Raw genomic sequence first — 465 nt, 5'->3', positions numbered from 1 at the left:
CTACTTCCGGGAGGCCGTCCTGCCCCTTGATCCAGCTCTGGAGGCCGCCCTTACTACTGTGGGCCCCAGGCCGGATTTCAAGCCCTGCCCCATCTGCGGCGGGGCCGTGGCCCCGGACAGGCGGCAGGCATATTGTTCAGAGGCTTGCGCCTTAAAAGCCCACCGCCGCCAACAGCGGGAATATATGCGCCGGAAACGGGGGTGATCTGTTGACAATTAGCCCCCGGAAAACCCGCTGATTTCAAGGCTTTTTGGGGCCGCTTTTGGGGCGGGCCGTAGTTTTATATGCCCGGCCCTGGAATGGCCGAAATGTTGTCAACATGGAAAAACGGGACTTTGGGACAAAGTGTCCCGAAGTCCCAGGCTGTTATGCTTGAGGAGGTGTCTATGGAAAAACAGAAAGACCAGGAATTTGCACATCTGGAGGTCAAACGTCTTTGCGGCGTGTTCGGCGCGCCCCTGCCC

Annotated in this window: 2 protein-coding genes; both read left to right on the top strand. The window is 58.9% G+C overall.

Annotated elements, in window-relative coordinates:
• Positions 1-205 (top strand): hypothetical protein (locus NE664_13765; protein MCQ4727700.1); only part of this gene is annotated, 205 nt, incomplete at its 5' end.
• An 80-nt stretch (positions 206-285) separates the two neighbouring features.
• Positions 286-465 (top strand): hypothetical protein (locus NE664_13760; GenBank protein ID MCQ4727699.1); only part of this gene is annotated, 180 nt, incomplete at its 3' end.

This window comes from Anaerotignum faecicola, assembly GCA_024460105.1.
In the GTDB taxonomy this organism is placed as follows: Bacteria; Bacillota; Clostridia; order Lachnospirales; family Anaerotignaceae; genus JANFXS01.
The sequence above is the reverse complement of the archived record's forward strand: the minus strand, read 5'-3'. Positions and strand labels throughout refer to the sequence as shown.